The sequence below is a fragment of the Streptomyces sp. NPDC033136 genome (genome assembly GCF_055578235.1).
This window is the reverse complement of sequence record NZ_JBVIPD010000018.1, coordinates 1-22,896: the sequence shown is the minus strand read 5'-3', so window position 1 is coordinate 22,896 and position 22,896 is coordinate 1. Positions and strand designations below refer to the sequence as shown.

16 protein-coding genes are annotated in these 22,896 nt (G+C 72.4%); 9 read left to right on the top strand and 7 right to left on the bottom strand.

Annotated elements, in window-relative coordinates; translation table 11 throughout:
* The first annotated feature begins 15 nt into the window (after positions 1–15).
* From ACZ5TL_RS27985 to ACZ5TL_RS27975, 3 genes are read left to right on the top strand one after another with little or no spacing between them, the layout of a single operon-like run.
* Positions 16–6,978 carry a DEAD/DEAH box helicase gene (locus ACZ5TL_RS27985; protein WP_468593209.1) on the top strand — a complete coding sequence of 2,321 codons (6,963 nt, stop codon included), beginning with the start codon at positions 16–18 and terminating at the stop codon, positions 6,976–6,978.
* Positions 6,975–9,257, top strand: a complete 2,283-nt coding sequence (locus ACZ5TL_RS27980) for a UvrD-helicase domain-containing protein (RefSeq protein WP_468593208.1) — start codon at positions 6,975–6,977, stop codon at positions 9,255–9,257. The genes ACZ5TL_RS27985 and ACZ5TL_RS27980 overlap by 4 nt, the downstream gene beginning before the upstream one ends.
* 35 nt (positions 9,258–9,292) lie before the next feature.
* Positions 9,293–9,847 (top strand): DUF488 domain-containing protein, encoded by a 555-nt coding sequence (locus ACZ5TL_RS27975; protein ID WP_468593207.1) that lies wholly within the window; start codon positions 9,293–9,295, stop codon positions 9,845–9,847.
* A 5-nt stretch (positions 9,848–9,852) separates the two neighbouring features.
* On the opposite strand, the gene ACZ5TL_RS27970 is transcribed toward ACZ5TL_RS27975, so the two are convergent.
* Complete coding sequence (locus ACZ5TL_RS27970; protein WP_468593206.1) at positions 9,853–10,485, bottom strand: hypothetical protein; 633 nt, start codon at positions 10,483–10,485, stop codon at positions 9,853–9,855.
* Between the two features lie 440 nt (positions 10,486–10,925).
* Here ACZ5TL_RS27970 and ACZ5TL_RS27965 point away from each other — a divergent pair, with 440 nt between their 5' ends.
* The 6 genes from ACZ5TL_RS27965 (at position 10,926) to ACZ5TL_RS27940 (ending at position 16,708) form a co-directional block, all read left to right on the top strand.
* Positions 10,926–12,392, top strand: coding sequence for a Y4yA family PLP-dependent enzyme (locus ACZ5TL_RS27965; RefSeq protein ID WP_468593205.1), 1,467 nt, complete (start codon positions 10,926–10,928; stop codon positions 12,390–12,392).
* Positions 12,389–13,708, top strand: a complete 1,320-nt coding sequence (locus ACZ5TL_RS27960; protein WP_468593204.1) for a pyridoxal-phosphate dependent enzyme — start codon at positions 12,389–12,391, stop codon at positions 13,706–13,708. The genes ACZ5TL_RS27965 and ACZ5TL_RS27960 overlap by 4 nt, the downstream gene beginning before the upstream one ends.
* A gap of 5 nt (positions 13,709–13,713) precedes the next feature.
* Positions 13,714–14,910 carry an aminotransferase class V-fold PLP-dependent enzyme gene (locus tag ACZ5TL_RS27955; protein ID WP_468593203.1) on the top strand — a complete coding sequence of 399 codons (1,197 nt, stop codon included), beginning with the start codon at positions 13,714–13,716 and terminating at the stop codon, positions 14,908–14,910.
* Positions 14,911–15,001: 91 nt separating this feature from the next.
* Positions 15,002–15,766, top strand: a complete 765-nt coding sequence (locus ACZ5TL_RS27950) for a class I SAM-dependent methyltransferase (RefSeq protein WP_468593201.1) — start codon at positions 15,002–15,004, stop codon at positions 15,764–15,766.
* A gap of 265 nt (positions 15,767–16,031) precedes the next feature.
* Positions 16,032–16,331: a hypothetical protein gene (locus ACZ5TL_RS27945; RefSeq protein ID WP_468593199.1), complete on the top strand. Its 300-nt coding sequence runs from the start codon at positions 16,032–16,034 to the stop codon at positions 16,329–16,331.
* 65 nt (positions 16,332–16,396) lie between these two features.
* Complete coding sequence (locus ACZ5TL_RS27940) at positions 16,397–16,708, top strand: ArsR/SmtB family transcription factor (RefSeq protein ID WP_468593198.1); 312 nt, start codon at positions 16,397–16,399, stop codon at positions 16,706–16,708.
* Positions 16,709–16,727: 19 nt separating this feature from the next.
* Here the strand turns inward: ACZ5TL_RS27940 and ACZ5TL_RS27935 are convergent, their stop codons facing one another.
* The 6 genes from ACZ5TL_RS27935 to ACZ5TL_RS27910 form a co-directional block, all read right to left on the bottom strand.
* Complete coding sequence (locus tag ACZ5TL_RS27935) at positions 16,728–17,381, bottom strand: ABC transporter ATP-binding protein (protein ID WP_468593196.1); 654 nt, start codon at positions 17,379–17,381, stop codon at positions 16,728–16,730.
* A complete protein-coding gene (locus tag ACZ5TL_RS27930) occupies positions 17,374–18,300 on the bottom strand; it encodes an ABC transporter ATP-binding protein (RefSeq protein ID WP_468593347.1) in 927 nt (308 codons plus the stop codon). The genes ACZ5TL_RS27935 and ACZ5TL_RS27930 overlap by 8 nt, the downstream gene beginning before the upstream one ends.
* Before the next feature lie 305 nt (positions 18,301–18,605).
* A complete protein-coding gene (locus ACZ5TL_RS27925; protein WP_468593195.1) occupies positions 18,606–19,505 on the bottom strand; it encodes an ABC transporter permease in 900 nt (299 codons plus the stop codon).
* Positions 19,495–20,463: an ABC transporter permease gene (locus ACZ5TL_RS27920; RefSeq protein WP_468593194.1), complete on the bottom strand. Its 969-nt coding sequence runs from the start codon at positions 20,461–20,463 to the stop codon at positions 19,495–19,497. Before ACZ5TL_RS27920 ends, ACZ5TL_RS27925 begins: the two co-directional genes overlap by 11 nt.
* A gap of 20 nt (positions 20,464–20,483) precedes the next feature.
* Complete coding sequence (locus tag ACZ5TL_RS27915) at positions 20,484–22,073, bottom strand: ABC transporter substrate-binding protein (RefSeq protein ID WP_468593193.1); 1,590 nt, start codon at positions 22,071–22,073, stop codon at positions 20,484–20,486.
* Positions 22,074–22,241: 168 nt separating this feature from the next.
* Entirely contained in the window at positions 22,242–22,679 is a 438-nt protein-coding gene (locus tag ACZ5TL_RS27910; RefSeq protein ID WP_468593192.1) for a DUF6299 family protein, read from the bottom strand.
* Between the last annotated feature and the right edge of the window lie 217 nt (positions 22,680–22,896).

Below are 22,896 nucleotides of genomic sequence, written 5' to 3'. Positions count from 1 at the left end.
GCAAGGGGGACCGTCGTGAAGCCCACCATGGCCGCCGCGCAGCTCCGCGGCAGTCTGACGCAGTACCTCACGACGACGTACGCCCTCGCCGACGAAGACACCCGCAGCGCGCTCGAACGCTTCCTCGGGCATCCCGAGACCGGTATCTTCCGCGGGCCCTACCTGCGGATCAGGACACCGTTCCACCTCGCCGACGACGGCTGGCAGCGGGAGCTGGAGTGGTCGGCCGGTTTCCCGGGGTTCGCACCCTGGCGGCACCAGGCCAAGGCATGGGCGCGGCTGTCCACGCTGCACGGGCCCGCCCGCCCGACGCTGGTGACCACCGGCACCGGGTCCGGCAAGACCGAGTCGTTCCTGATCCCCGTCCTGGACCACTGCCGGCGGCAGAAGACCGAGGGGCGGGCCGGGATCAAGGCCGTGCTGCTGTACCCGATGAACGCGCTCGCCACCGACCAGGCCGGGCGTATCGGGGAGTACCTGGCACGGCCGGAGCTGGCCCAGGTCACGGCAGGGCTGTACATCGGCGACCGGCCCGACACCGACTTCCGGCGGGTGATGACGCGACGCGAGGAGATGCGCGTCTCACCGCCCGACGTGCTGATCACCAACTACAAGATGCTCGACCTGCTGTTGCAGCGGGGCGAGGACCGCAGCCTGTGGGAGGGCGCCGAGCCCGCGTACGTCGTACTCGACGAGTTCCACACGTACGACGGCGCCCAGGGCACCGACGTGGCCATGCTGCTGCGCCGGCTGGCCGCCGCCACCGGCGCGGCCCGGCCCGGCAGACCGCTGGGGTCGATCTGCCCGGTGGCGACCTCGGCGACGTTGGGTGAGGGTGCACCGGGCAAGGAGGCCGACGAGGCCGGGGGCGTCCTCGACGTGGCGGCGCGGGTGTTCGGGATGCCGTTCCCCGCGGACGCGGTCATCGGCGAGGAGCGGATGACCGCCGACGAGTTCACCGGCGCCGTCGACTACGAACTGCCGGAACCGCCGAGCCCTCAGGAGGTCGTGGCGGTGTCCGGCGGACCGGCCGTGGAGGCCCGCCCCGACCTGCTGGACCTGGACGCGCTCGCCGCCCGGCTGCTGGGCCGCTCCGGCCTGAACGCCTTCCGCGTCGGGCGGCTCCTCAAACGGCACGACTTCACCCACGGTGCGCTGTCGCTGCTCAGCGGGGAGCCGGTGGACGAGTGGTCGCTGCGGGACCGGCTCGCCCGGTTCGGATACTCCTGGGGCCGCACGGCGCGGGAGAACCCGAGACTGGTGCTCCAGGCGCTGTCCCGGTTCGTGGCGCTGCTGTCGGCCGCCCGCGACCCCGACTCCGACGAGCGCCGGCCCCGGCCGCTGCTGCACATCGAGGCACACCTGTGGGTGCGGCCCGTGACCCGGGTACTGCGCGGAGTGGGCCGGACCCCCGAGTTCCGCTGGTACGAGGACGACCGCACGGCCGCCCGCCGGGCCGCCCTGAACGCCGCGCCGCCCGGTGACGAGGACCCGGACGCCTCGTCCGGCGGCTATCCGTCGTCCGCGAGCGGACAGCCACTGCCGGGCACCGACACCGCGCCGCGCCCGGCCCAGGTGCACCTGCCCGCCGTGTACTGCCGTAACTGCGGGCGATCGGGGTGGGCCGCCCTGTCCCCGGAAGCCGACCCGCAGCAGCTGGTGACGGCCCAGGACCGGATCTGGCGCGCCGGGGTGGGCCGGGACAAGCGGCGCCTGCGCTACTTCATCTCCGCCACCGCCCGGGAGCGACGGCAGGCCCTCGACGCACTGACCGGCGCACGGCCCTCGGACGGTGGCGTCGACCCGTTGTCGGTGGTGGTGCTGGACGGCGGGCAGGGCACCTACCGCATGCCGACCACCGGGGACGACGGAGATCTCGTCGACGCCTGGTTCACGTTGGCGGTGCTCGACAAGAAGACCGCCGACCGGGCCGCCAAGGACGACCGGTGCCCGGCCTGCCACACCGACAACAGCATCCGCTTCCTCGGCACGGCCCGGGCGGCCCTCGCCTCCGCGACGGTCACCCAGTTGTTCACCGGCGGCGACATCGCTCTCGTCCCTGAGGAACGCAAGACGCTGCTGTTCAACGACTCCACGCAGGACGCGGCACACCGGGCGGGATACGTCGCCAACGCCTCGTACAAGTTCTCGCTCCGCTCACTGCTCGCCCACAACCTGGACGAGTCCGGTGCGCCGACCGCGCTGAACGACCTGATCGGCCATGTGCTGGACTCGGTGGACGACCCGGAGGCGCTGGCCGCCGTCGTTCCCCCCGATCTGCATGACGAACCGGGCGTCGACCGGCTGCTGTCCGGCCGCGGCACCGGCGACGCGCGGACCTGGCGGCTGATCGGTGAACGGCTGGCGTTCGCGACGGTGATGGAGTTCGGGCTGCGCAGCCGCACGGGCCGGACCCTGGAGCTGACCCGGACCGCCGCCGCCGAGGTCGCCGTGACGGACCCCGAGCGGGTCACGGACCTGGCGCGGGACCTGCACCTGGCCCTGCCCGGCCAGTTGCTGGCGGTCGGCGGGTTGCCCACCCCCGAGCGGTATCTCGCCTACGTCCGGGGTCTGCTGGAGCGGCTGCGGCTGCGTGGCGCGGTGCGGCACCGGTGGCTCGACACGTGGATCAAGGAAGCCGGTGCCGACCGCTACCTCATCTCCGGACGCAGGCCCGATGGCATGCCCGCCTTCCCCGAAGGAGTCGCCCCGCCGAGGTTCCTGCTGGACGGGCAGAAGGACAGGACCGAGTTCGACTCGCTCACCGGACGCCTGGGGTGGTACCAGGACTGGACCCGCAGATGCCTCGACCTGGACGCCGCCGGGGCCACCGAGTACCTGCGCAGGCTGCTGCCCGCCCTCGCCGACGCGGGCGTCCTCTCGGTGCGGACCGCCCGAGACCGCCAGACCCGGGTCTACGGGCTGCAGCCCGGCCACATCGAGGTGCGGCTGCTCGACGACGCCGTCGTCAACAAGGCCTTCGTCACCTGCGAGGACTGCCGCTGGCAGCAGGTCGTGACACCTGAGCGCCGCACCCGCTGGTACGGGCATCCGTGTCCCCGCTACCGGTGCAGGGGCCGGCTGACCGCGCCCCAGACCGACCGGTCCGCCGCCGAGACCGAGGTGTCCCGCTTTGACTCGGGCCCCCTCGTACCGGAACGGGACTACACCCGCGACTACTACCGCCGCCTCTACCTGACGGGCGGCACGTTCCGCGTGGTGACCGCCGAGCACACGGGCATGCTCAGCCGCCCCGAACGGGAGCGCGTGGAGCGCGCGTTCAAGGCGGGTACGCACTACACCGACCCCAACGTGCTGTCGTGCACGCCGACCCTGGAACTCGGCATCGACATCGGCGACCTGTCCGCCGTACTCCTCGGCTCCCTGCCCGCCGGTCCCGCCAACTACGTGCAGCGGGCCGGACGCGCCGGACGCCGCACGGGCAACGCGCTGGTCGTCGCGTTCGGCGGACGCAAGGCACGCGACCTGTACTACCTGGACGAGCCGCGCGAGATGATCGCCGGGGCCATCCTGCCGCCGGGCTGCTACCTGTCGGCGGTCGAGATCCTGCGCCGCCAGTACACGGCACGGCTGCTGGACCTGGCGGCCCGTGGCGAGCTGCGGACCTCCGACGGCGAGACGCTGGCGCCGCTCCCTCGGCTGTCCTCCGCCCTGTTCGGCACCAGCGGGTGGTGCGAGGACCTCGCGGACGCCGCGCGAACACACGGGGCGGCACTCGCAGAGGAGTTCCTCGCCCTGTTCCCCGGCGACAGCGACGTGCGGGACCCCGACAGCCCTGACGGGGCGGGCGTCTCCGCGCACGCGGCGGAGCAACTCAGGGCGTACGCCACCAGCGGGATAGCGCGGGCGTTGCAGGAGGCCGAGGAGGACTGGACGGGGCGGCGCGAGGAGCTGCGCCGCAGGATCGCGGCGATCGACGAGGCCGCGGAGCAACTGGCACAGTCCGACGAGTCGCAGGCCCGGGAGCGGCGCGAACTGCTCGCCGAGCGGCGGGGTGCCGGCGACCTGCTGCGGGAGCTGAGCCAGTCGAGCGCCCACGCCACCTTGGTGGACCTCGGACTGCTGCCCAACTACAGCCTGACGGACACCACCACTCGGCTGGAAGCGACGCTGTACTGGACGGAGACCCCGGGCGAGGAGGACGACACCGGCGGGGCGGGAGCCGCCGAGCAGGGCGCCGTCCGCAAGGTGTACCGCAGTGAGACGCGGGACTACGAGCGGTCCCGCAAGCTGGCCCTCACCGAACTCGCCCCCGGCAACAGCTTTTACGTCAACGGTTACCGTCACGTGGTGCGCGCCCTGGACGTCGGCAGTCCCGAGCGCCGCGCCTGGTCGGTGTGGCGGCTCTGCCCCGCCTGCGGATATGTCCGCACCGAGGAGCAGAACGCGGAGCGGAACACCGATCCGTGCCCGCGCTGTCACGGCCGGGAGATCGCCGACGCGGGGTGCGTCCAGCGCGTACTGCGGCCCAGGCGGGTCCTGTCCCGCGACAAACGCGACGACGCCCGGGTCCTCGACGACCACGACGAACGGGACCGCAGGCGCTACTCGGTCCTCACCACCGTCGACATCGACCCCGACCGTCTGGCGCCCGGTTCCTGGCGGCACGACAGCGCCGTGTTCGGCGTGGACTTCACCCGCCACGCCACGATCCGGACACTCAACCTGGGGCTGGACCGCGAGGACGGCAGCAGCACGGTACCGCTGGCCGGCCAGGACGTACGGCTCAACCCGTTCTACGTCTGCACCGAGTGCGGCGGCGCCACGGCCGACGGCCGGCCGGTGGTGGACGTGCCGCAGCACGCGCTCACCGAGTCGGGCGCGGCGAGCACCCCGGCCGCCCAGCACCATCAGCTGTGGTGCCCGCGCCGCCGTGTCCGAAAGCCCGTCACCGGCGCGGGCGGACAACAGGGCAAGGGCCAGGACGTGCCGCTGCTGCTCGCCCACGAACTGACCACCGAGGCCGTGCGCATTCTGCTGCCCGCGTCAGTGGCACGCGTCAAGGAGCGGCTCGCGTCGTTCACCGCCGCCCTGTTCGTGGGGATCGCGGCTCGCTACGGCGGCGACCCCGACCACATCGACATCGCCGAGGCGACCATGCCCGACAACGCCGGCGACCTGGACGCGGACTGGCCGAGGCGCTTCCTCGTCGTCTACGACCGGCTGCCGGGCGGCACGGGCTACCTGCACCGGCTGTCCTCCGCCGACGGTTTCCGGGAGGTACTGCTCAAGGCACGGGACGTCATCGAGCGCTGCCCCTGCCGCGAGAAGGGGCTCGACGGCTGCCACCAGTGCCTGCTGCGGCGCGTGCCGGCCGCTGACTACGACAAGGTCAGCCGGGGCGAGGTCCGCCAGATGCTGGACGAACTGCTGGGCGCCGACGGTGAGGAATGGCGCACCTCACCGGTGGCGACGACCCGCCACATCCCGCTGCAACGACAGGCCGAGAGCGACCTGGAGATCCTTTTCATCGACACCCTTCAGGAGTGGGCGAAACTGGCCGAGTCGAGGGCCGCGGCGGACACGTACACGACCTCCGCCGGTACGTACGCCCTCGACCTGCGGCTCACAGCGCCCGACGGGGCCACCGTGAGCTGGCGCGTCTCCCAGCAGCGCGCCCTGGACGGCACCCGGCCCGACATACTCCTCGAACGGCTGGACACCCCCGGTCCGCGCGTCGCCCTGTACCTCGACGGCTACGCGTACCACGCCACCCGTGAGCACAACCGGCTGGCGGACGACGCGATGAAGCGCACCCGGCTCCGGGCGGACGGCCTTCGCGTGTTCCAGCTGACCTACCACGACGTGAAGGAGTGGCGTCAGCGGATCAAGGACACCGGGTACGCGGGAGCCGACCCCGCCGATCCTGTCTGGGTGCCGTACGGCGCGGCCGGACAGCAGCGCGCCCGCGACTACTACGACCGCGTGGGCCGGGGCCTGCCCGGTGAACTCGCCGAGACGGTGTGGGTCAACCCGGCCCGGCTGCTGCTGGCCTATCTGCGCTCTCCCGACCCGGAGCGCTGGAGGCGGCGAGCGGAGGCGGCTGCCGCCGGACTCAGCGGGGCGGACGGGGTCCGCGCCGTGGCGCTCACCGGCGAAGGGGCCGGAGAGGGGCTCAGAGCAGCGCTGGGCGGCGCCATGCCCTCCGGGGGCGCCGGACCCGTACGCCTGCTCTCGGGTCGCGACGGGTCGGGTTGCCGTCTGCTGCTGGCCGCGGACGGCAGACGCACTCCTCCCGTATGGACGGGACTCACCGTCCTGGACGACGGTGACGCGGCCCTCGCCGACGAGCCGGCCCACAAGCGACGCTGGCGTGCCTGGCTGTACTGGAGCAACGTGCTGCAGTTCCTGGAGCACGGCGGTGGAGACAGCGCCCAGCTGACGACGAGCATGCTCGACGGCTTCACTCTCGAGGTCCTCACCCTGACCGGTGGGGAGGGCTGGCTGACGTCGACGCGTACGCCGATGCCCTCGCCCACCGACGAACTCGCGTCCGTCGGGGTCGTTCCCGTGCCCGCAGTGCCCGCGGTGGGCAGGGATGAGGCGGCCGCGCCGAGGCCCTCCGTGGATGAGCCACGAGGCGGCGACGCATCGGGGCGGGACCCCGGCTGGGACCGGGTCATCGAGTACCTCGACCCGGAGGAGCCGGGACTCACGGATCTCGCCCACGCACTGGCCGACGCTGCGGTGCCCGCGCCCCAGGACGGCTACGAGCTGGACGGCCACGGCTGGCAGGCCGAACTGGCGTGGCCCACAGCCCGGATCGGAGTGGTCCTCGGCCCTCGCGCGGACGGCGACGAGCCGGACTACGAGGCCCAGGACCGGGACAAGGCATTCTCGGCGGCAGGCTGGACGGTCCGCACCGCCGCCGCATGGGACCCGGCGGCGATGATCGCCCGGCTCACAGAACGACAGCACGACAGCGACACCATCAGGGACGGGGAGCCGAAGCGATGAACACCTCCGGCGTCACACTGCGCCTGCTCGACAAGGCGGACAAGGAGATCCTCAAGCTCCCCCGCACGGTCAAGGGCGCGTTCTTCGACTTCCAGCACAAGTTCCGGAGCAACCCCCACACCACCGGGCTGAAACTCCAGCAGCTCAAGGGGGACAGCAGGCTCTGGTCGGCGCGCGTCAACGACGAGTACCGGGCGCTGCTGCTGCGGCTCGCCGACGACGACTGGCTGATCGTCTCCGTCAAGCACCGCAAGGACGTCTACAACCGGCTGTCGTACGGCGTCAACCAGGTCACCGGCGGCATCGAGTACGTGGACCTGGAGGTGGTCGAGGACAGTGTCCTGCGCCGCCTCCCCGCCCCGCCCGCACAAACCCGTGCGAGCACCGAGCCGTCCACGCCGGCACAGCCCGAACCGCCCCGGTCCCTGTTCGCCGACTGGTCCGACGAGCAGCTGTCGGACCTCGGTGTCGCCGAACCCCTGCTGCCCGTCATCCGTACCCTCGCCACCGAGGACCAGTTGCTCGGCCTCGTCGAGTACGCGCCGCAGCTCACCGGTGAAGTGCTCCTCGCCCTGTTCGACGGCGCGCCGTACGACGACGTCCTCGACCAGGTGACCCGGCCGGTGGCCACCACCGAGCCGGTCGACCCGGACGACTTCGAAGCCGCGGCGCAGCGGCCGGCGACGGTCGTCACCACCACCGACGATGCCCTCAAGGAGGCACTGGAGAGCGGCGACTTCGGCCGCTGGAAGGTCTTCCTCCACCCCACCCAGGCGCGACTGGTCGAACGGCACTACAACGGCCCCGCCCGGGTGGGCGGCGGCCCCGGAACCGGCAAGACCATCGTCGCCCTGCATCGGGTACGGCATCTCGTACGGCAGCTTCCCCCAGGCCGGGACAAGCCCGTCCTCCTCACCACGTACAACAAGAACCTCGCCGCCGACCTGCGCGCTCGGCTCCTGGAGCTGGGGGGCGAGGAACTGCTGAGCCGGGTCGAGGTGAGCCACGTCGACCAGCTGGCCCTGCGCATCGTCCGCGAGGCGGAACCGGGCAGCGGCAAGCAGACCATCGACGACAGCCAGGCGGTGCGCGAATGGCGCGGGCTGCTGGACGAGTTGGGAGAGGACGGCTGGGACGCGGAGTTCCTGCACGACGAGTGGACGCAGGTCATCCTCGGCCAGGCCGTCGGCACCCGCACCGACTACTTCAGGGCCCGGCGCGCCGGACGCGGCAGGAACATCGGCCGTGCCGAGCGGGCCGAGATCTGGCAGCTCGCCGAGCGCTTCACCCAAAGGCTGGACCGACTCGGGCGGCAGACCTGGGACCAGGTGGCAGAACGCGCCGCACGGTTGGAGATCGGCCGCGAACAGCGCATCCAGAACATCACCCGGCAGCGGGAGGAGGCGGGCGGACTCGACAACATCCACCTCCAGGACGGCTCAGGGGGCTGGCTCCGTCACCGGTACCGGCACATCGTGGTGGACGAGGCGCAGGATCTGCGCCCCGCCCACTGGAAGATGCTGCGTGCGATGGCCCCTCGGGGCGCCGACGACCTGTTCCTGGTCGGTGACACCCACCAGCGCATCTACAAGAACCAGGTGACGCTCGGCAGCCTCGGTGTCAACATCCGGGGCCGGTCCTCCAAGCTGGGCCTCAGTTACCGTACGACGCGGCAGATCCTTCGCTCCGCCCTCGGGGTGCTGGGCGAGACCAAGTACGACGACCTCGACGGCAGCGAGGAAACGCTCGCCGGCTACAGGTCGGTGCTCAGTGGAGGGCTTCCAGCCGGGCACGCCTTCCCGGACTGGACCTCCGAACGGGAAGGCGTGGCCGCGCTCATCGAGGAGTGGGACGCCGACGCGGACACGGCCATTCCGCACGAGCAGATCGCGATCTGCGTGCCGACGAATCAGATGGCGGCCGAGATGGCCTACACGCTCAAACTGCACGGCATCGACTCGGTGGAGATCCGCTCCGACGGGCCGAACGGCTCCACCGGTGTGCACATCGGCACGATGTTCCGGTTCAAAGGGCTCGAGTACCAGCGCATGGTCATCGCGGGGGTGACGGACGGACTTGTGCCACGCGAGACCGTCAACAGCCTGCGCCACAGGGACCCCGTCCGTTACCGGCACGAGATCCAGCGCGCCCGGTCTCTGCTCTTCGTGGCGGCGACACGGGCCCGCGACAGTGTGGACGTCTTCTGGCACGGAAAGCCGAGCCCGTTCCTCGACGACTCGTGGGTCGCCTCGTCATCTGATACGCGGAGGCGCGGCTGAGGTGTGCGTCCGCCGAAACGGGAAAGTCCGGCACCGTGGACGCGTTTCTGCTGACCTTCGGGCACAGCACCGCCGGCCGGGAGCGGATCGCCGAGCTGCTGCGCGACGCCGGTGTCACGGCCGTCGTGGACGTACGGACCGCTCCCGGCAGCCGTCGCGATCCCGACCTGTCGCGGGAGCGGCTCGCCGGGTGGCTGCCGGACAACGGCATCGGCTACCGGTGGGAACCAGACCTCGGAGGGTTCCGCTCCCCGCCCCCGGACAGCCCGGACGTGGTCTGGCGCAACGCCTCGTTCCGCGGGTACGCCGCCCACACCCGCTCCCCCGGGTTCGTCGCCGCGATGGACCGCCTGCTGCGGGACGCCTCGGACGTCCGCACCGCGGTGATGTGCAGCGAGGCCGTCTGGTGGCGCTGTCACCGCAGGCTGATCGCCGACTTCGCGGTGCTCGCCCGCGGTGTACCGGCCCGCCACCTCATGCACGACGGGCGGCTGAGCGCCCACACGCCGACACCCGGAGCCCGCCTGCGCGACGACGGGCTCCTCGTGTACGACGGTTACGACGGGGGCGCCGGGCGGGCCGGCGCCTGAGTCCGTCAGTACAGCTTGTTGACCGCCTTGACGGTGGTGGCCTTGAAGTCCGCCACCTGGGCGTGCTGGAAATCGCCTATCTGGCCCCACAGGACGACCGTCACGGTGCGTCCGTCACGGCCGACCGAGAAGAGGCCGATGTCGGAGGAGCCCCAGGCCGAGGCGGTGTGGAGGCCGTAGACGTGAGCGCCCTCCTCGACGTTGAGGCGGCCGTAGTACTTCTGGGTCACCGTCAGGTCGGGGTTCTGCTCCATCAGCTTCTTCGCGCAGCCGGCAAGGTCCTTGCGCAGCAGCGCCGCGAAGTCCTTGGCGCGGCTCACGTTCCGCTCCACGACCGTGATCTGCTGGGCGCTGGTGTCGAGCTCGGTCCCGTACGAGCGGTGGGTCGCGGTGGACGGGAGCGCCTCGCCGACGCAGACCGGCAGCGGGTCCGGCTGACCGGCGGTGACCGGGCCGGCGTACCAGGGCGAGGTGGGGTGCGGCGGCAGATCGGCCGGTTCCAGGAACCGGGGTGTGGCGGGGTGCGGCGTGGTGGCTGCTGTGGCCGGGACAGCGACTGCGGCGACACCGGCCACGGCCGCCAGCACGGCCACGGTGGTACGGATGCCTCGGGCACGGATCTGCATGGTCTCCCCCATGGTTTCCCCTGTCGGATGCGCGGGCTTCAGCCCTTGCACCCGGTATGACACGCCACCGCCGCCATCCGTTGCCCTGTCCGTCCGCTACGGATCCGTCCCGGATGTCACCGGCGTGCCACTGCGGACCGGCACCTGCCGGGGCCGTGCTCCGCTCTCCGCCGCCGCGAAGGCCCGCCGCCCCGGCCGAGCGGCCCCGGCACGCCAGGCCGGCCTGCCGCCCGAGGGGCCCCTGTAAGCGCCGATCGACGGATGCCACCCCCTCGCGCCCGGCGCGCGCCGCAGGTGCGGCCCGTGATCCGCTTCACGTCGGCGACGTTACAGGCCCGGGCCTTACGGGGCGTAAAGCGACCGAAGAATGGATAGGGGCTATACGGCGAAACGCGGGGAGTGTCCGACGTGCCCGGATGCCGGGCGCAGCGGCTTCAAGGGAGGGAGCGCGCATGGACGGCCGGCCCTTGTATCTCGAACCGCGGCTGGAACCACGGCTGAGGTCGCTGGTGGCGGCGCACGGCATGCTGCGCTCGCTCACCGACGCGCTCGGCTCACCGCTGCACGTCGTGGTGCCGGACCAGATCGCCGAGAACCTGGAGCGGTTCCGGTCCGTGTACCGCCGTCACCACCTGTCGGGCCAGGTCTTCTACGCGCACAAGGCCAACCGGTCCAGCGCGCTGCTGCGGCGGCTCGCGGCGACGGACGCGGGTGTGGACGTCGCGTCGCTGGGCGAGTTGCAGCACGCGCTGGGGGCCGGTTTCGCCCCGGACCGGATCACCGCCACGGGGCCGAAGAACCCGGAGTTCCTGTGGCTGGCGGCCCGTACGGGCGTCACGGTCAGCGTCGACGCCGCCGCGGAGCTGGACCAGCTGGCCGTGCTGGTGCGCAAGCACGCGCTCGCCCCGGCGCGGGTGCTGCTGCGGCTGTCGGGGTTCGAGACCTCGGGGGTTCGGGTGCTGAGCCGGCGCAGCCGGTTCGGCACTCCCGTAAGGGAGTTGGAGCCGCTTCTGGAGGCGGTCGAGAGGCAGGGTGACGCGGTGAGCCTGTCCGGGGTGGCCTTCCATCTGGACACGACGAGTGTCGCGGAGAAGGCGACCGCCTTCGAAGGCTGCCTGACGGCCCTGGAGTTGTGCAGGAGCCGGGGGTTGCGGCCCCGGGCCGTGGACGTGGGGGGCGGGTTCGGCGTCAGCTATCTCGCCGAGCGGGAGCAGTGGGACACGTACACCAGCGAGCTCACGGCCGCCGTCCTGGGCCGCCGCCCGCCCCTGACCTGGGGCGGGCACGGCTACGGGCTGCGCGAGGAGTCCGGCACCCTGCGCGGCACGCTCGGCCTCTACCCCGCCCACCGGTCCGTCGCGGGCGCCGCCTATCTGGACGAGCTGCTCGGCCGGCCCGCCGTCTCCCTGGACGGCCGCCCTCTGGCCGCGCTGCTGCTGGAGCACCTGTACGACCTGCACACCGAGCCCGGCCGGGCGCTGCTGGACCAGTGCGGGCTGACGCTGGCGAAGGTGCTGGAGGTCCGCACGCAGGACACGGGAGGCGAGCTGCTCGTACGGCTGGCCGCGAAGGCGGACGACATCGCCCTGGAGGACCACGGAGTGCTGATGGACCCGGTCGTCATTCCCAGAAGCGGAGGCGGGCCCGGGGAGGGGCCCGTCGCCGTCCACCTCTTCGGCAGCCTGTGCCTGGAGACCGACCTGATCACCCGGCGCACCGTGTTCCTGCCGCGCCGGCCCGAACCGGGCGACCTGCTGGCCTTCGCCAACACCGCCGGGTACGCCACGGACTTCCACGCCACCGGTGCCCAGCACCAGCCCGCCGCCCGCAAGGTCGCCGCCTGGCAGGACGGCGACGCCTGGCGGTGGTGCCTCGACGACCAGTTCTGGCCGATCACGCCCTCGGGGGGAGTCCAGTGAGGTACGACAGCATCACCGAGGCGATAGGCAACACCCCGCTGGTGCGGATCGACCCGGCCGTGCACGGCCTGCGGAACATCGACCTGTACGCCAAGCTGGAGATGCTCAACCCGTTCGGCTCGGTCAAGGACCGGGCCGCCTGGAACATGGCGAGGCCCCTGCTCGCCGAGGCGGTCGAACACGGCAGCCAGGTCGTGGAGTTGTCGAGCGGCAACACGGCGAAGGCCCTGGCGGTCGTCGCGGGCATGCACGGCCTGGGCTTCAAGAGCGTCACCAACCGGATGCGGGTCCCGGAGATCAAGGACCTTCTGCTGCTGCTCGGTGCGGAGATCGAGGAACTTCCGGGCCAGAGCGAGTGTCTGGACCCGACCGCGACGGACGACCCGCTGACCCTGTTCCACCGGACGCTGTCCGCCTCCGGCCGTGCCTATCTGCACACCGACCAGTACTTCAACGCGCGCAACACCGAGGCGCATCTCACCGGTACCGGCCCGGAGATCGTCAAGGACCTGGACGGCCGGGTCCCGGACTGGTTCGTCGCCTGTGTGGGCACGGCCGGCTCCTCCACTGGTGTCGCCCGGGCGTTGCGGGAGGAGGACCCGTCCGTGCGGGTGGTCGGGCTGGTCGCGGCCAAGTCCGACTTCATCCCGGGCATCCGCACCATCGACGAGGTGCAGGAGGTCGGCCTGTTCGACCCGGAGACGTACGACACGATGGAGTCGGTCAGCGCCGACGAGGCGATCGAGGGGATGCTCACCCTGAACCGCCGCTGCGGCATCCTGGGCGGCCCCACCGGCGGGGCCGCCTATTTCGGCGCCGTGCGGCATCTGCGCGCTCTGGACGAGGAGCTGACCGAGCGGCGGACGACGGTGTTCATCGTCTGCGACCGGGTGGAGAGCTATCTGAGCTACGTCCGGCAGCGGCGGCCCGATCTGCTGGGGCGGCCGCCCCGGAAGAACTCGGCGGCCGATCTGTCCGACGCCGAGGTCGGCGGGGCGCCGTCGATCGGCGTGGCCGACGCGCGGCGCTGGATCGAGACCGACCGGCCGCTCGTGGTCGACCTGCGCAGCTCCTTCGCCTATGCGGCACTGCACATCGAGGGGTCGGTCAACATCGTGGACGAGCTGTTCGCCGAACTCGTCCGGGGCGGGCTGCCGTTCAGCCGGCGTCAGCCGGTACTGCTGGCCTGCCCGGTGGGTGAGCAGTCCGCCCGGTACGCGGCGCTGCTCACGCGGATGGGCCACCCGGACGTGCGCAGCCTGGCCGGCGGCATCATCGCCTGGCGGGACGCGGGCGCGCCCCTGGTGAGGGACTGACCGCCATGAACGCACCCGCGATCCATGACGACCTGCGCCCGTGGCAGCGGGCACTGCGCGCCCAGTTCCCCATCGTCACCGGGCACCCGGAGCTGGCGTACCTGGACAGCGCGGCCACGGCACAGAAGCCGCAGGCCGTGCTGGACGCCGTGCAGAGGTACCTGACCATGTCCAACGCCAACTCCGCGCGCGGCACCTACACCTGGGCCAACCGGACCACGGAGCTGGTCGAGCGCACCCGCGAGCGCGTCGCCCGGTTCCTCGGGGACACCCGGCCGGAGCGCTCCGCCGTGCACTTCACCGGCGGCACCACCGAGGGGCTGCGCACGATCGCCCGCGACTGGCTGCCGGGGTTCCTGCGCGACGGCGACGAGATCGTCGTACCGGACGCCGACCACCAGGCCAACATCGCGCCCTGGCGGGAGGCCCAGCGGCAACTCGCCCGCGAGGGCGTGCACGTGCGGGTGGTGCCGATGCCGTACCAGAGCGGTTCCGGTGACTACGACCACCGCGCGCTGGCCGAACGGGCGGGGCCGCGCACCCGGTTCGTCGCCACCACCCATGTGCATCACGTGTACGGCGGGGACATGAACGTGCACCGCGTCCGCCGGGCGGTCGGCCCGGACGCGGTGATCTGTCTGGACGCGGCCCAGAGCGTCGGTCATCTGCCGGTGACCGTGGCGGAGCTGGACGTGGACTTCGTGGTCTTCTCCGGGCACAAGGCACTGGCCCTGCCCGGGACCGGGGCGGTGTGGGCGCGGCAGGCGCGCGGGCCGGTGTTCACGCCCGGCGGGTGGAGCGGCACGCCGAACACGGTGGGCATCGCCTCGTTGGAAGCGGCCCTGGACTGGCTGGAGGCCGCCGGCCTGGAGCGCGTCGAGCGCTGGACGGTCGCCTTGGCCGCCCGGCTCACCGACGAGCTGCGCCGGCTCGACGCCTACGAGATCCTCGGCTGTCCGCTCAGCCTGGCCTCCGACTCGACCGTGCAGCGGCGCCAGGGAATCGTCACCCTGCGGCACCGCGCCATCGACTCGGGCGACCTGGGCTTCATCCTCTTCAGCCACGGGTTCATGGTCCGCTCGGACCACCACTGCCAGGGGGACGCGGGCGAGAAGACCGGTTCGGTGCGGGTGAGTCTGCATGTGTACAACACCGTTGAGGAGATCGACCGGCTGCTGTCCGTTCTCGCGTCACTCGAGTGACTCCGCCAACTGGTCGTAATGGGAACCGTTTCCACCTGTAGGCTCGGGCCGGCAAGAGTCAAGGTGCGAGACGGCAAGGTGGCGCGACGGGATGGGGCTGAGTCTGGCGACGGCGGAGCGCTGGGTGGAGCGCTGGGAGCTCCAGCAGCAGCGGTACGCCGTCGACCGCGAGGAGCGGTTCACGGTGATCGCCGATGTCGTCGAGCACGCCACGGCGGGGTGCGCCACCCCGCCGCTCGTCGTCGACCTGGGCTGCGGGCCCGGCTCGCTGGCGGCCCGGCTGATCCGGCGGCTGCCGGCCGCGGAGATCGTGGCCGTGGACCGGGACCCCCTCCTGCTGGAACTGGGCCGCACCCATCACCCGGACGCGGCCCGCTACGTCGACGCGGAGATCGGCGCGCCCGGCTGGGTGTGGGCGCTGGACCTGGACCGGCCCCTGGACGCGGCCGTCTCCACCACGGCCCTGCACTACCTCGACCGTGACACCCTGCTCGGCACCTACCGGCAGCTCGCGGCGCTGCTGCGGCCCGGCGGCGTCCTCGTCAACGGCGACCACCTCCCCCAGGGTGACTCGGGTCCGGCCCGCGTCGCCGCCCATGTCGGGCAGTGCCGGGCGGACCGGCAGCGGGCGTTCGCCCATGAGGACTGGGGCTCCTGGTGGGCCGCCGTCGCGCACGACCCGGAGCTGGTCGACCTCCTCGCCGAGCGCCGCCGCCGTGAGGCCTCTCCCGGCACCGGCCGGCCCGCCGAACTCCCCCTCTCCGCCCACCTGGACCTGCTGCGGAAGGCGGGCTTCAGCAAGGTGGGCCCGGTCTGGCAGTACGGCGACAGCTGCGTGGTCGTGGCGGTGCGCTAGGTCCGGAAGCCCTGGGGGCCGAGGCCCGTATAGCCCTCAGGCCCGTAACCCGGGGACCCGGGGCCCGGGGGCCTGGCCCGGGGGCCGGGGGCCTGGCCCGGGGGCCGGGGGCCGGGGCCTGGAGGTCACCCTTCCGCACCCCGTCGGGTGGTGGACGATGACCGGCCGCCGGACAATGCATGCAGGAATCGCTATATGTTAATGTCGGCATGCCTGTCCGGAAGAAGAGCCGGGCAGCCGCAAGCACACGCAAGGAGCTCTCCCCATGACCACCGCCCAGCACATCACCCACCAGGACCACGCGCACACCCACGGCGACGACTGCGGCCACGTCGCCTTCACCCACGGCGACCACACCGACTACGCCCACGACGGCCACATCCACCGGGTGCACGACGGCCACGTCGACGAGTGCGCGAACGGCGACCACGCGGTGCACCAGAACCACGACCACCAGCACGGCGACAACTGCGGCCACCTGGCCGTACGGCACGACGACCACACCGACTACGTGCACGACGGCCACCGGCACGCCGCCCACGAGGGACACTGGGACGACCACTGACGCAGCCCCCGGGTGCCACAAGGGCGGGCATATTGGAAATCGTTGCCATATGCTAATGTGCGCATATGACAACGACGTCCTCTTCCGCCCCGGACGAGCCGGACCAGACCTTGCAGGCGGCCAGTGAACTGCTGCGCGCCCTGGCCTCGCCCGTACGGCTGGGCATCGTGCGGGAACTGTCCGGCGGCGGGAAGTACGTCCATGAGCTGGTGACCGCGCTGGGTGTGAGCCAGCCGCTGGTCTCCCAGCACCTGCGGGTGCTGCGCACGTCCCGGATCGTCATCGCCCGGCGTCAGGCCCGCGAGACGCGCTACACGCTGACCGACGACCATGTGGCCCACATCGTGCTGGACGCCATCCGGCACGCGCAGGAGTAGCGCGTCTCAGACCGGGCTGTCAGGCCAGGCTGTCCCAGTGGACGGTGCGGTCGCACCAGCGCTCGAGCAGCGTGCGGTCGTGGCCGACAGCCAGCAAGGCGGCGCCGGTGGCGGCCCGGTAGTCCTCGACGGCGGCGACCAGAGCGGCGGCGGCGGAGGCGTCGAGCATCGCCGTCATCTCGTCGCACACCAGCAGACGCGGGCGCAGGACGAGGGCCCGGGCCAGGCAGGCGCGTTGCAGCTGTCCGTCGCTGACCTCGTGCGGCCGCCGGGTCAGCAGGTCGGGGGTGAGGCCGACGGCCGGGGTCAACTCGGCTACCCGGGCGGGGACTTCGCCGCTCCGGCCGGTGGCCCGCAAGGGTTCTGCGATCAGGTCGGTGAGCGCCATCCGGGGGTCGGCGGACAGCCGGGGCTGCTGGAAGACGACTCCGAAGGCGGTGCGCTGGGCGCGCGGGGCGCGGTGGCGCCACTGCCGTACGGGTTCGCCGTAGAGGACCAGGGTGCCGGAGTCGGGGCGGTGCAGCAGCGCCGCGACCCGGGCCAGAGTGGACTTGCCGCAGCCGCTCGGGCCGAGCAGGCCGACCGCCTCCCCCGGTGCCACCGTCAGGGAGACGTCCCGGACGACCGGTACGTTCGTGGTGTATCCGGCGGTGATGGAGCGCAGCTCAAGCACGGACGTCCTCCGGCACGTGCGGGTGGTGGCAGGCGACCGTGCCCAAGGGCGGCGGGGCGGCGCAGGTGTCGGTGGCCCGGTCGCAGCGGGCGGCGAAGGCACAGCCGTCGGGGAGGTCGCCGAGTTCGGGCGGCATGCCGGGGATGGGGGTGAAGTCGCGGTCGGGCAGGGCCCGGAGCAGGCCGCGGCTGTAGGGGTGGCGAGGGCCGGGCTCGCCGAAGAAGGCAGTGGCGTCTGCGAGTTCGACGATCCGGCCCGCGTACATGACCGCGACCCGGTCGGCGATGCGCTCCGCCGCCGACAGGTCGTGGGTGATCATCAGCAGGGCCCGTCCGCCGGGGCTCGTCGCGCTCGGTTCGTCGACGTGCCGGCGGAGTTCGTCGACCGTACGGTCCACCAGGTTGCGGTCGAGCCCTGTGGTCGGTTCGTCGGCGAGCAGCAGGGGCGCGCCGCCGACCAGCGCGAGGGCCGTCGCGGCGCGCTGGGCGATACCTCCGGAGAGCTCGTGGGGGTGCCGGTCGAGGTGGTCCGCGGGGAACGCGGCCCGTTCGGCGGCGGCTTCGGCGGCGGCGCGCAGGGCGGCACGGCCCCGGAGCGCGGTCAGCGCGGCGATCGTCTCCTCCAACTGGGAGCGGACGGTGCGCACGGGCGTGAGATGCGCGGCCGGGCTCTGCGGTACGAGGCCGATGAGCCGGCCCCGTACGGTACGGGCGAGGGTCCGCTCACCGGCCGTGAGCAGGTCCAGGTCGCCCAGGAGGGCCGAACCGGCGGTCTGCGCGTTACCGGGGAGCAGTCCGAGCAGGGCGGAGGCCAGCACGGATTTGCCGCAGCCGCTCTCCCCGATCAGGGCCAGGCACTCCCCGGCCGCCATCTCGAACCGGGCATCGGTGACGGCTGCGACACACCGCCCGCCAGGCATGAGGAACCGCACGGAGAGCCCACGCACCGCCAGCACGGTCTCGCCTGCGGCCCGCACGGAACAACCTCCGCCCGGCGCAGGGCCGCCTCCGCCCGGCACAAGATCACCCCCACCCGCTACAAGACCGCCCCCGACTCGCGGGCCATCACCTCGCCCCGGCACAGGACCAGCTCCGGCCCGCGCGCGATCACCGCCACCGGGCACGGGACCGTCTCCGCCCGGCTCAGAAGCACCCCCGCCGGACACAGGACCGGCTCCGCCCCTCCGGGGACCGACTCCCCCCGACCCGGGCCCAACTCCGGTGCTCACAGCATCAGCTCCGATCGGTGGCGGGGATTGATCCGCTCCCGCCAGGCACCGGCGAAGCCGGCGATGGCGAGGGTGGGGACGATGAGGAAAAGGCCCGGGAAGAGGGTCGGCCACCACTGGCCGGCGAGGAGGGAACCGCGGGCCGTCTGGATCAGGGTGCCGAGGCTCGCCGTGTGGGTGGGCAGGCCGAGTCCGAGGAAGGACAGGGCCGACTCGTGCCACATGGCGTGCGGCACCATCAGTACGGCGGCGAGGGCGGCTTGGGGAAGGACGGCCGGCAGCAGATGCCGTACGGCCACCCGCCACCGGGACGCCCCGCCCGAGACGGCCGCATCGATGTACGGCCGCGCCCGCAGGGACAGAACCTCGGCGCGGACGATCCGGGCGGTGGACAGCCAGTGCGTGAGCGCGACCGAGATCACCACCGGCCAGACACCGGGCCGGAACATGGCGACGATGAAGATGCCGAGCAGCAGGTGCGGCACGGACGAGAACGTGTCGACCACCCGCATCAGCGCACGGTCGGCCCAGCCGCCCAGCGCCCCGGCCGCCGCGCCCACGGCCGTGCCGACCACGGTCGCCGTCAGGGCCGCCGCGACCCCGACGAGCAGCGAGACGCGCAGGCCGTAGACGCAGCGCAGCAGCAGGTCGCGGCCGACGTCGTCGGTGCCGAAGGGGTGGGCCCAGGAGGGCGGTCGGAGTTCGGCGGCCAGATCGACGGCCTGCTGGTCGAGCTGGACCAGCGGCGGCACTAGCAGCACGGCGAGGACGGTTCCGGCCACCAGCAGGGCGGAGGTGCGGACGCGCAGGGCGCGGGTGGAGCGGCGCTTCGGGCCGTGCGACCGCCACTCGGTCCCGGCCGGGGAACCGGCGGGCGCCGGTGCATCACATGTCACTGAGCTTCACCCTCGGGTCGAACAGTCCATAGAGCAGGTCGGCGAGCAGGTTGCCGGCGAGCACGGCGGCGGTGGCCAGGGTCGTCAGGGCGGCGAGCAGCGGGAAGTCGACGGCGGTGGCCGCCTCGACGGTGGCCGCGGCGATGCCCGGCCAGCTGAAGACGCTCTCCACCAGCAGCGCCCCGGTGATGAGTTCCGGTACGCGGGAGCCGATCAGGGTGAGCACCGGCAGCAGTCCGGAGCGCAGGGCGTGCCCGAGCAGGACGGTGCGCTCGCTCAGGCCGCGGGCGCGGGCGCCGCGTACGGGGTCCTCCGCCAGGGCGTCGCCGACGCCCTGGCGTACGTACAGGGTGAACCACGGCAGTTGGGACACCGCGAGGACACCGGCGGGCAGGACGAGATGGCTCGTGACCTGCCCGGGCGTGACCTGATCGCTGCCGGCGTCGGTCAGGCCGCCCGCCGGCAGGACATCCCACTGAAGGGAGAACAGCCAGACGGCGAGCAGCGCGATCCAGAAGACCGGAGCCGCCTCCAGCGTGTAGGCGAGGGAGGTGACGGCCCGGTCGGCGGCCGAGCCGGGGCTACGGGCGGCGAGCACGCCGAGGAGCGTGCCCACCAGCAGGGCGGCTGCGAAAGCGACCGCGCAGAGCAGCGCGGACCACACGAGCCGTTCGCCGATCACCTGAGCAACCGGCTGCCGCATCACGCTGGAATGGCCGAGGTCGCCGGTGAGCGCGGAGGTCAGCCAGTGCCACCAGCGGGCGGCGAAGGGCTCGTCGACGCCGAGGTTCTCGCGCAGCCGGTCCAGGGTCTGCTGGTCGGCGCCGAGCGCGGCGGTGCCGGCGTAGGCCTTGACGGGGTCGAACGGGGAGGCGGCGGCGATGGCGAACACGCCGAAGGTGACGACCAGCAGGACGGGGACGGCGAGCAGGGCCCGCCGCCCCGCCAGCCGTGCCATCGCTGTCCAGGGTGGGCGGGTCACTTCTTCGGCTGCCAGTCCTCGATGTTCCACCAGGGTCCGCTGGCGAAGCCGTGCTCGTGCGGCTCGAGTTGGGTGCTCAGGCCGTCCCAGCGGTCCGCCAGGACGTAGAGGTGGTCGATGTGGGTGAGGAAGGTGTAGCCGGGGTCCTGCACCAAGGCGCGCTGCACCTTGTCGTAGGCCGACTTGCGCTCGGCCGGGTCCTGGTTGCGGCGGGCGTCGTCGAGGGCGCGGTCCACGGCGGGGTTGTCGTAGCGGGCCATGTTGTTGAAGCCGTCGCCGGCGAGGGAGGAGTGCAGCAGGGTGTAGAGGCCGAAGTCGGGGTCGCCGGTGCTGCCAAAGCCCGCCAGGACGGCGTCGTCCTTCATGCGCGGCTCGATGACCTCCCAGGTGGCGCTCTCCGCCTTCACCTCGATGCCGGCCTTCTTGGCGTCGGAGGCGTAGGCGAGGGCGTGGTCCTGGCGGACCTTGTCGCCGGAGGGGTAGAGCAGGGTGAAGGACGCCCGCTGTCCGTCCTTGGCGCGGATGCCGTCCTGGCCGGGCTCCCAGCCGGCCTCGTCCAGGATCCTCGCGGCCTTGCCGAGGTCCTTGGTGCGCTCGATGTCCTGGGTGAAGGCGGGGTCGTCGACGGGCAGCGGCCCGTACGCCGGGCGGCCCGCGCCGTCGAGGATCGTGTCGACGATAGCCCGGCGGTCCACGGCGGCGTCGAGGGCCCGGCGGATCGCACGGTCGCCGGTGACCTTGTTCGCGCTGGGGAGGGCGACGGCCCGGAAGTCGTAGGACCTGGCCTGGTGGGTGCGCTTGCCGTCGTCGTTCTTGAAGGTGGCCGCGAGGTTGGGCGGCAGGACCGCGCCGTCGAGGTCGCCGGAGCGCAGCCGGGTCGCGCGGACGTTGTCGTCGGCGATGATCGCCATGGTGAGGGTCTTCACCTTCGGCTCGCCGCCCCAATAACGGGGGTTGGCCTTGAAGGTGAGCTTCTCGCCCTTGCTCCACTTGGTGAGGACGTATGGTCCGGTGCCGACCGGCTTGGTGTTGAAGGAGCCGGTGTTGGGGTCCTGCGCGCCGGCGATGTGCTCGGGGACGATGGGCAGGACCGTGCGGGCGGCGAAGGGGGCGTAGGGGTACTTGAGCGTGAAGACGACCTTGTCGGCGCCGCTCGCCCGGACCTCCTTGACGGCGTCCAGCTCGCTCTTGAAGGTGTTGTTGGTCTTCGGATCGAGGGCGGTCCGGTACGTGTAGACGACGTCGTCGGCCGTGAGCGGTCCGCCGTCGCTGAACTCGACCCCGTCGCGCAGGGTGTAGGTGTAGGTGCGGCCACCGTCGGTGATGTCGGGCAGTCCGGCTGCCAGAGCGGGCTTCAGCTCCAGGCCGACGTCGTGGGCGAGGAGCCCGTCGAAGAGCTTGGAGTTGCCGTCCTTGCCGTAGCCGAGCAGGGGGCTGAGGGTGTCGGGCTCGGAGGCCACTCCGATGACGACGGACCCGGCGGAGGAGCCGTCACCCGGGTCACCACTGCCGGGAGCCGAGCAGGCGGTGACCGCCGCGGCCAGCGCCGCCGTGACGGCGGCCCCTCGTATCCGACGGGTCGACATGTGACCTCACATCCTTGCTGCGCGAGTCAGGTTATTGCATAGAGCTCGCAATTAAACAGTCAAGGAGGGTGGTCGCGCACTATCGCGGTGCGGGAGGCGCGGTTCGCGACGGAGGCCCGGACCGGCGGGGCCCGCAACCGGGGCCGCCCGCCGGTCCGCCGGCGGTCGTCAGCCCCGGGTGAGGGTGATCGCCTGGCTCGAGGTCGCGTGGAAGCCGGGCAGCGGCAGGCCGCTGAAGGTGCGCAACTCCATCAGGGTGGCCTCGACGTGGGCCGCGCCGGGCACGAGCGCGCCCTGCGAGGGCCGGCCACTGTTCACCCAGCGATGCTCCGCGCCGTCGCAGACGGCCCGGGTGCCGCCGATGCCGTGGCGGGTGGTGGAGGCGCCCTGGCTGACGGAGGAGCTGACGAAGACCGGGCCGCTGGAGCTCGCGCAGCGGTAGGTGCCGGACAGGGTGACGGTGCCGTCGGCGGCGATCCGGCCCACCGCGTCGACCGTGACGAGGTCGGACAGGGCGGCCGACGCGGTCGCGGGCGCCGCGCCGGCACCGGTGAGCAGGAGCAGCGCGGCACCGGCTGCCGCGCCGAGCAGGGGACGTACACGCATGGGGGGGGGAACCTCCCGAAAGGAGTGGAATTGCGGCTTCCACTCGTACCGGCCCTCCGGGCCGGCGCCCGTGACCCTCACCCCTTCGGTGGCAAGTCCGCCTCTGGGGTGCCGCTGCGCGAGGGGGGTGAAAGCTGCTACGCGTTTTCTAGTCATTCATAGTCGTTGCTAGTCGTGTATCTCGAATATCTTGGTCTTGTGAAGCTTTCGGAGTGGG